Here is a 9,755-nt window from a genome sequence, read left to right on the forward strand (position 1 = left end):
CCAGGATGGATTTTCAGACCATTTTTACCATTTTTAAATTGAGGAAAGTATATATATCCCATAAATTAACCTTCATTTAAAGACTTTATTCCAAATTTTAAGTAAATACCCACCTGTTAATCTCACTGCAATTTCATCAGGCAATTCATTTACTCTTTTATTAAATGGTTCAGGTGTTACAGGTCCATCATATTCAATTTCTTTAAGTGCTTTCAAAAATTCCACAATATCAATTACTCCTGTTTCTCCAGGTAAGAATCTTTCATTATCTATTAAATTTTCTTTTGGTATATTAGGTGCATCATTAACATGTACATAAATTATATCCTTCCCTTTCAATTTTTTTATATCTTCAATCTTTCCATCAGAAGCATAAAGATGCCAACTGTCAAGTAAAATTCCAATATTATCCATACTTACTTCTTTTAAAAATTCACACATTTGCTCAAGATTCCAGATAAATTCATATTTGTGTTTTTCCCTTACCTTTTTTGTTCCTATAAATTCAAGTCCGAGTTTACAGTTATATTTTTCCATAATCTGACAAACTTTTTTTGCTCTCTGTAAATGAAGTTGGAAGTTATCTTTAAAAGGCAGATCATCGGAAAAAGGTAATATCCAACTGTATATTCTGAATGCTCCAAGTGTTTGAGTAATTTTAAGGTATTCATTCAGCATTTCAATATTCTGATTAAATCTTTCTTCTGTTTCCCCAATGTTAAAGGGTAAACACCATCCACCTATTTTTATATCAAAACTTTCAAACATGCTTTTAATTTTTTCAACTTTATCTACTCTTGAAAATTCAAAAGATTCTAATATTGAAATATCCATTCCTTCAAAGTTACCAAGTTTTGCAAGTCGCAGTCGTTCAAGAATGGTTGTTTTTATATTTATTGCTTCAGGTGATAAATTTCTGAACATTTTTATTTCTCCTTTTTTATTATTATTTCAGGATTTTCCATTAACCCACAGGGCACAATCTGATATTTATCTTTCCATAAATTCCCCTCTGAAACAAACTGATATGGTCCTGTCCATACAGGCCATTTTTCTGAATAATGTAATGGTCCATGTGAGTTTCTTCTGTGTCCGAGTATTTCTATTATTAAATTGATTCTATCTTTTCCTTTTACATAATCAGTTATATCTATTTCACATGGGGGCCAGGCGACTACTCCAACTTCTTTTCCATCTATAAAAATTCTTATTCCAACACCTCTGAATTCTGGAATTTTCAGGAAAATTTTTTCTTTTTCGTCACAATCAATTTTTTCAATTACAGATATATATCCAACATTTCCTGAATAAAAAGGTAATCCCTGTTCTGTCCAGTCCCCTGTTTTCAAAGTTTCAGGAAGACCAGTTATTATTAAATCATTCTCTACCAGTTTTACTCCAAAATCACCGAGTAAATATATAATTTCAAAACCAGGATGATTCTCGTTATAATCTGTTTCAAGTATAATCTCATTTTTTCCTATTTTTAAGATTGATGGAGCAAAATTTATTGTTTCAAGTGATTTATCAACCCACCAGCCACTTTTCATATCAGAAGAAAGTTTATAACCATTTATATAAATTTCATATAACTCTGGTTTCTCTAATGCAATTTTAATTTCTCCTTTTGGCAATTCTTCTATATGAAATTCATATTTTAAACTCACCTTTACACTTTTTGGATTTTTATTTTTCTTTCTTGCCCATGGCTGAACCATCGCTCCACCTCTCGGGGATAAGCCGAGAAACCTTCTTACTTCTCTATCAACTTTTAAAATTTCTTTTTTCTCCTGCCAGTTTCCATTTTCAATTTTAAAATAAGGCATATCAAGAACAAGAACATTTTTTTCTGTTAAAATATATTCCCATTTTTCCTTTTCAATTTTTAAATTTCTGACTATTTCATATTTTTTCGTTTCTTTTATATCCAGATTAATTTCCTTTTTCTTCGGGATTACATAAAGATGACTACTAAGAGCATAAAAATCAGTTTTAATTTTATATCCATTTTCATCTTTTATTGTTTCAGGGTAATAAATTTCTCCTGTTTGTGGATTAAGTTCAATAGGTCTGTATTTCCAATCAGGAAAGTTCTTTATAATTACATTTTTAAATTCTCTTTTTCTATCTCTTACAAGACAGTATTTTCCTATATTAATGTCCCATTCCATACTTGTGTTACATAAAAAGAGATAATAATTATTTTCATCTTCTCTTAATAGATAAAGTATTTCTTTAATTTCATTCCCATTTTCATCTTTTATTGATATTCTTCTTATTTTCTCAAGATGTTTAATACTTTCTTCTATAGAACCAACTACTATACAATTTTCAGCAAATTTTTTTACTTCATCGGAAGGTTCACAATCAACAAAAGAAGGTACTTCTTTTACAAATATAACTTCTCCGCCTTCTTTTTTAAATTTCTTTAAAAGTTTTAATGTTGAACTTCTTATTGTATATAAAGGGGGTACTAAAATTGTTTTATATTCTGCCTTGTTTACTTTCAAAATTGTTTGGTTTCCTTTTTTCTGAATTTTTGCCAATCTTGATAAAATTTCTTCATCACCATAATCAAAATCAATATGACTGGAAAGTAAAGTATCACACAGTTTAACAAACATTTCATCAAGTTTTTTTACCTCGTCTGAATATTCCCATTTTTTTTCTTCATTTTTCCAGTCAGGCATTTTATAAACAGTCCACATACTTTCAATTGGATGAATTACAAGTAAGTCCCTAACTTCTTCTCCCTGTGTCATAACAAGATGTATTCTTGCAAAATAATCTTCTACATATTTATAAGCATTCCACCATGGAGATTGATAGAAAATACTTGCGGGATAATCTCTTTTTGCTTCTCCAAGCATTGTATACCAGGAAAGGTGCTGACACCTTAAATTTATACCGAGTGCTATCTGCCAATCCCCTAGTGCTTTATGTCCTGCAAAAGAAAAATCCCAGCCAGTACAACCATATGTTTCTGTTAATCTCCATTTTCTTCCAAACTGTCTTGCCACTGAACTTACCTGTTTTGCAGTATTAAAAATTCTCCAATGTTCTGTTAATAAATCCATTCCAGGTGCCTGCATATATTCATAAAACCTTAAACAATTTCCAACAACATGTGCTTGCCTTAAAAGTGTATCTTCTTCAAGAATATGTCCTGTAAAAAGAAGTTTATTTTTCTCACACCAATTTCCTATCTGTTTTGCAAATGAATTCACAAAAAGATATGTAATACAGTCAAAATAATTATGCCTTACCTTTGATATTTTTTGTCCTTCTATTTCAAAATAAATTTCAGGAAGATGGTCTAAAATATCATATCCATACCTTTCTTTAAATGTTTTTGCTAATTTATCAGTCCATGGAATAGCAATATTTCCTTCATCAGAAGATGCCCCTTCATAATGAAAATAAACATTTCCATAATTTGGCTCATCTGTAAAAATACCTGGTATAACTTTTTCAAAATATTTTCCACAATATTTTTTATAATTTTCATGTGTAATTTTGATAAATTGTTTAACTGCCTCCGGATCCATTGTATCAAGATATGTATAACCATTATACCAGTCACTTTCTTTTGCAAATTCCTTCGTAAAAACAAGTATTTTTTCATTTTCAGATAATTTCTTTATTTTTTCATCTTTTTTTAATCTTCTGTATTTTTTTATAATATTTCCTTCAAACTCTGCAAGAAAAATTCCAACAACATTTGCAATGTCTTTCATTTTTTTGGGTTCATTAAAAATTCTCATAACAAGATGCCTCATTCTATATTTTTTATCTTTTGTAACAAGTCCTCCTGCAGCACCGGATGGCCATCTATCCTCATCGTAAAGAAAGGCGAGCATACTCTGTTTTTTCCCTTCATCGGCACAGGCATTTATACATTCAAACCATTCCTTTGACAAATATGGAGTATCAAGTCCAACTCTTGAATGCATAAAGAAACCACCAAGTCCCATCTCTTTCATTATCCTTATCTGCCTTCTTAATTCTTCTGGTTTGAGTTTTCCATTCCATGCCCAGAATGGAGCTCCTCTATACTCACTACCAGGATTTTTAAATTCATTCAAAAATTTTTCCATTTTTTCCTCCTGTTTTTATTTAGTTTTGAAATTTTATATCTTATTTAAAAAAAAGTAAAATATTTTTATGGATAATACATTTCATATTCAGTGGCATATCACGGATAATTGTAATTTAAGGTGTAGACATTGTTATCAGGAAAATTTTACACCAGAAAAAGACCTTCCTTTTGAAAAACTGACTTTTATTTTTTCAAATATCTGTGAATTTTTAAAAAAAAGAAAAAAAAAACTTGTAATAGATATAACAGGTGGAGAACCTTTTTTACATAACGACTGGTGGGAATTGGTAGAAAAGATTGTGAATTCAGAAATGGTTAAAGATACAGGAATAATTACAAATGGTTTTTTTATTGATGAGAGAATTATTTACAAAATTGAAAAAAATAATATAAGATTAAAATTGTCCTGTGAAGGAGTGGATAGAGAAGTTTATGAATATTTCAGAGGTAAAAATTATGAAAGGTTTATAAATATATGTGAAATGATAAAAGAAATAAAGACAGAAAAATTTTTGATGTTTACTTTGCTTGAAAAAAACTGGGAACAGATTTTTAAAATTTTTGATTTTGCAAGAGAATATAATTTTGATGGTATCATTATTGAAAGATTTATTCCCTATGGTTTTGGTAAAAGATTAAAAAAAGAAGCAATCTCTTTTGAAAAATGGATTTTAATTACAAAATTTTTACATAAAATATGTGACATTGATTTTGACATAAAGGACATTATTGAATACAGGGGATATATGGTTAAAATTGAAAAAAAGGGGTATGAACTTTATGGAAGTGAGTGTATTGTGGGAAAAGATGGTATTGCTGTTATGCCTGATGGAACTGTTTATCCCTGCAGGAGATTTCCATTACCTATAGGGAATTTATTGAATGAGAAACTTTTAGATATATGGGAAAACTCAAATGTTTTAAATCTTATAAGAAATAAGGCATTTTTGAAAGGTAAATGTAAAAATTGTATAATTGATAATTGTTATGGTTGCAGGGCTCTTGTTTACAGTTTTTATGGAGATTTTCTTGAAGAAGACCCATTATGTTATTTAAACTTAAAAACAGGAGGGAAAAATGAATTATGTTGAAAAAATTTTTTCTTTGAAAGAAAAAGTTGCAATTATAACTGGTGGAGGAGGAGTTTTAGGTTCTGAAATAGCAAAAGGCTTGGGACTTGCCGGTGCAACTGTAATTATTGGAGATATTAAGAATTACAAAGAAGTTGCAGATAATTTAAAGAATTCAGGAATTGAAAGTGAAGGAGAATATCTTGATGTTTTTGATAAAGGAAAGATTGAAGAAGTTGCAAAAAAAATTGTTGATAAATTCGGAAAGATTGATATACTTGTGAATGCTGCCGGTGGGAATATTAAAGAGGCAACAACTTCTCCTGAACTATCTTTTTTTGATTTACCTTTATCTGCTCTTGAAAAAGTAATTGCTCTTAATCTTTTTGGAGGTGCTATTTTACCATGTCAGGTATTTGGAAAATATATGGTTAAAAATGAAAATGGTGCTTCTATAATTAATATCTCTTCAATGAATGCTTTTAGACCTTTAACGAGAATTCCAGGATATTCAGCAGCAAAAGCAGCGGTGAGTAATTTTACACAGTGGCTTGCTGTTCATTTTGCTTTGGAATACAATAAAAAAATAAGAGTTAATGCAATTGCTCCTGGATTTTTTTTAACACAGCAAAATAGATATTTATTACTGGATGAAAAGGGGAATTTAACAGAAAGAGGAAAGACAATAATTACACATACTCCAATGGGAAGATTTGGAAATTCAGATGAACTTATAGGTATTTGTATATTCCTTTCTTCTGATGCTTCTTCTTTTGTTACAGGCACAGTTATTCCAATAGATGGTGGTTTTAATGCTTTCTCTGGAGTTTAAAATAAGTTTGATTAAATATTAACCAAGTAAGGATTTTCTAAATTCTCATCAATAATAACAATGTTTTTAGTTTTATCAAAATCAACTGACTTTTCTTTAACCGGTTTTAGTGTGCTGTAGGCAGGTGCTTGGATAAGTTTAAATAATTGGTTTTTTCTAGCCCAGTTAAAATAAAATCTCTCGTCATCTTTTTCAATAATTTCACCACTAAGTAATGATTTTAATTTTTCAAAATTAACTTTGCCATCCTCAAAAATCTCCGGATAAAATTTCTTTAATCCTTCTTTAATATCAATTTTTACTGTTTTGTTTATCTTTTTATTCATCTTTTACCTAATATTATTCACAAAAAAAATAAGTTTTTAAAAAAATAAGGCATTTTTTTAAATTTATGAATGTTGTAGTTGTTTTCTTTCAAAATATTCGAGATTGGGTTATAATATAAACAAGTAAAAACGAATTAAGAGTTAAAAAAGGAGGAACTATGAAAAAAGCAGAGATTGGAATTATTGGTATGGAAGTTATGGGAAGGAATTTAGCACTTAATTTTGAAAGGAATGGTTATACTGTTTGTGTTTTTAATAGGACAGGGGAAAAGACAAAGGCATTTGTAGAAACGCAGGGAAAGGGAAAAAATATAATACCAACTTATGATATTTCTGATTTTGTTACAAATCTTGAAAGACCAAGAAAAATTATGCTTATGGTTAAAGAAGGACAACCAGTGGATGATTTCATTTCAAAACTTCTTCCTTTACTTGAAAAAGGTGATTTAATAATTGATGGTGGAAATTCATTTTTCAAGGATACTATCAGGAGAAATAAAGAACTTTCTGAAAAAGGAATTCTATTTATTGGTACCGGTGTTTCTGGAGGGGAGGAGGGTGCGTTAAAGGGCCCTGCTATTATGCCGGGAGGTCAGTTTGAGGCTTATAAACTTGTTGAAGAAATGTTAAAGAAAATATCTGCAAAAGCATATGATGGAGAACCGTGTGTAACTTATATTGGTCCTGATGGAGCAGGTCATTTTGTAAAGATGGTACATAATGGTATTGAGTATGGAGATATGCAGTTGATTGGTGAATGTTGCTGGTTTTTCAAAAATGGTTTTGGAATGACTTCTGGAGAAATTGCAGATATAATGATTGAATGGAATGGAGAAAATGATATTTTGAGAAGTTATTTAATTCAGATAACAGGTGATTTGATGAAAGAAAAACATAAAGTAAAGCCAGATGAATATCTTGTTGATATAGTTGCAGATATTACAAGAATGAAAGGAACAGGTACATGGACAGTTCAGAGTGCACTTGAATTACTTGTTCCTGTTCCAACAATTGCTTCTGCTGTTTTTTCAAGAGAAATGTCACAGGATAAGGATATAAGATTGAATGTTTCTTCTCTTTTAAAACTTGATATTAAAGAAAAATTTAAGGGTTCAAAGAAAAATATTATAAAAATTGCTCATGATGCTTTATATATTGCTAAAATTTCATCCTATGCACAGGGACTTGCTCTTTTAAAGGCAGCAAGTGAATTTTATAAATGGGATTTAAAACTTGGAGAGATTGCAAAAATATGGAGAGCAGGTTGTATAATAAGAGCACAATTTCTTGATGAAATAACAAAGGCATATAAGGAAAATCCAGACCTTCCAAATCTTCTTGTTGATAAAAACTTCTCTGAATTTATTACAAAAAATATTAAAAAACTTGCAAAATTTATTGAAATTTCCCATAAAGCAGGAGTTCCAGTTCCTGCTTTTTCAAATTCTTATGATTATATTTTACAGATAACAAGTCCGGTTATGTTTTCTGCTCAGGTAAGTGCTTTACAGAGAGATTATTTTGGTGCTCATGGATATTTTAAATTGAAAGGAATTGATAATCCTGAAATTTTAAAAACAGAAGACGGAAAAGAGGGAGAATTTCATACTGAATGGCTTGTTGAAGGAAGACCTGAAAAAGAAGTAACAAAATAAGTGAAAAAGGAGGAAAAAATATGAAAAAATCATATCATTCTATTTGCAGGTGGACTTTTAATCCAGGGAAAGGTGGTTTTGTTCCTTCAAATATAAGACCTTCATGGTCAGGAGATAAATTTAATTCAGTTGATTTTATAAAAATTGTTGCAGAAAAAATAAAACCAAGAATGCCAGAAAATGTTATTCTTGGAGTTGAGTTTCATTATGATTCAGAAGTAAATGAAAAAAATGTTGATGAAGTTGTTGGAATAATGAAGGAAAAAAATATCTATCTTGCCTTGATTACTCCCGGTGCTCATTCTCATTTTGCCTATGGTGGTATTGCCTCTTTAGACACGGATGAAAAGAAAAAAGCAGAAGAATTCGGGATTAAAACAGTTGATATTGCTTATGAAAAAATGAAAGATGTATTTTTGAAAGGGAAAGAACCAACTTTTGTTTTATGGAATGGTTCATGGGGTTATGATATTGCTACTCCATTTATTAAAAAGATGTATGATAATTTAAAAGAAAGTATTGCAAAACTGTGTAAATACGAGGAGAAAAAAGGAGGGAAACTTTATTTTGCCATTGAACCAAAACCAAATGAAGGTCATCCAGCAATGCTTGTTCCAACAGTTGCAAGTGCTATTTTATTCTGGAAAAAGTTGAAAGAAGAATATGGAATTACAGTTGAAAAAAAGGGAGTTAATAAAGAATTCGGGCATTCAGAAATGATAGGACTTGACCATATTTATGATACGGTTGAAGAAATTGATAATAAGATGCTTATTCACATGCATATAAACAGTCAGGGATATAATGATGGAATAATACTTGGTGGACCTGGAAAGTTTGATATTGACCATGGAGCAAGAATTAATGGTATGAATATAGTTATAGCCAAGTTAATTGAGGATGCAGGATTTGACAGATGGAAAGGACATGATATGCAGGCAAGACCCTATGATAATGAAGAAAAGGCAATTGAAAGGGTTATAAGAAGTATTTTATCATGGGAAGCATGTGAAAAAGTTACTGAAAAGATGAATACAGATGAAATTTTAAAATATCTATCAAATAGAGAAACGGATAAAGTTGAAGATATGATAAAGGATTTAGTTACAGAAGGTTTTAAGGTTTTTAAAGAACTTTATGAATGAAATTGAAGAATTTTTAGGTTATATAAAAAATTCAAAATATATAGTTGCCTTTACAGGAGCAGGAATATCAACAGAAAGTGGAATACCTCAATTCAGAGGACAAACTGGATTATGGGAAAAATATAAACCGGAAATTTATGGAACTTTACCTGGTCTGGTAACTCAATTTCTTATTTCTCCTTCAAAAGTTGCAAGTTTTATTTATGATTTCACCTATCCAATTTTAAATGCAAAACCAAATATTTCACATATAACATTATCTGAACTTGAAAAGAAAGGATATTTAAAGGCAGTTATAACTCAAAATATAGATAATTTACATCAGGAAGCAGGTAGTAGAAACGTTATTGAATTACATGGAAATATATATAAATGGAAATGTAAAAAATGTGGAAAGAAGGAAGACATTGGAAAAGAAAATTTAAAAGAATTTGTTGAAAAAATAAAAATTATTGAGGGAAGGAGAAATTTGATAAAGTATATTTCTGATTTTACAAGATGTAATTGTGGTGAAAGAAAAAGACCCGATATTGTATTTTTTGGAGAATTATTACCAGAAGATGAATTTAAAAAAGCAGAGGAAGAGAGTAAAAAAGCAGATTTATTTATAATCATAGGTACTTCAGGA

Annotated in this window: 8 protein-coding genes; 5 read left to right on the plus strand and 3 right to left on the minus strand. The window is 29.7% G+C overall.

Features of this window, described 5'->3' with window-relative positions:
* Positions 1 to 72 precede the first annotated feature (72 nt).
* On the minus strand, positions 73 to 924 hold the full coding sequence (locus PKV21_07285; protein ID HOM27292.1) for a sugar phosphate isomerase/epimerase: 852 nt from the start codon (positions 922 to 924) through the stop codon (positions 73 to 75).
* A gap of 2 nt (positions 925 to 926) precedes the next feature.
* Positions 927 to 4,097, minus strand: a complete 3,171-nt coding sequence (locus PKV21_07290; protein ID HOM27293.1) for a glycosyl hydrolase — start codon at positions 4,095 to 4,097, stop codon at positions 927 to 929.
* 67 nt (positions 4,098 to 4,164) lie between these two features.
* Between PKV21_07290 and PKV21_07295 the strand changes: the two genes are divergently transcribed.
* The gene (locus tag PKV21_07295; GenBank protein HOM27294.1) at positions 4,165 to 5,190 is read left to right on the plus strand and encodes a radical SAM protein; all 1,026 of its coding nucleotides are present in this window, start codon (positions 4,165 to 4,167) and stop codon (positions 5,188 to 5,190) included.
* Positions 5,177 to 6,001, plus strand: coding sequence for an SDR family oxidoreductase (locus PKV21_07300; protein ID HOM27295.1), 825 nt, complete (start codon positions 5,177 to 5,179; stop codon positions 5,999 to 6,001). The genes PKV21_07295 and PKV21_07300 overlap by 14 nt, the downstream gene beginning before the upstream one ends.
* An 11-nt stretch (positions 6,002 to 6,012) precedes the next feature.
* Here PKV21_07300 and PKV21_07305 read toward each other — a convergent pair whose 3' ends face one another.
* Positions 6,013 to 6,327, minus strand: coding sequence for a hypothetical protein (locus PKV21_07305; GenBank protein HOM27296.1), 315 nt, complete (start codon positions 6,325 to 6,327; stop codon positions 6,013 to 6,015).
* Positions 6,328 to 6,485: 158 nt separating this feature from the next.
* Here PKV21_07305 and gndA point away from each other — a divergent pair, with 158 nt between their 5' ends.
* The 3 genes from gndA to PKV21_07320 form a co-directional block, all read left to right on the plus strand.
* Positions 6,486 to 7,982 (plus strand): NADP-dependent phosphogluconate dehydrogenase, encoded by a 1,497-nt coding sequence (gndA, locus tag PKV21_07310; protein ID HOM27297.1) that lies wholly within the window; start codon positions 6,486 to 6,488, stop codon positions 7,980 to 7,982.
* Between the two features lie 20 nt (positions 7,983 to 8,002).
* The gene (locus PKV21_07315; GenBank protein HOM27298.1) at positions 8,003 to 9,127 is read left to right on the plus strand and encodes a TIM barrel protein; all 1,125 of its coding nucleotides are present in this window, start codon (positions 8,003 to 8,005) and stop codon (positions 9,125 to 9,127) included.
* Positions 9,120 to 9,755: Sir2 family NAD-dependent protein deacetylase (locus PKV21_07320; GenBank protein ID HOM27299.1), on the plus strand; the 636-nt coding region annotated here is incomplete at its 3' end. The genes PKV21_07315 and PKV21_07320, both read left to right, overlap by 8 nt.

The organism is bacterium, assembly GCA_035371905.1.
GTDB lineage: Bacteria > Ratteibacteria > UBA8468 > B48-G9 > JAFGKM01 > JAMWDI01.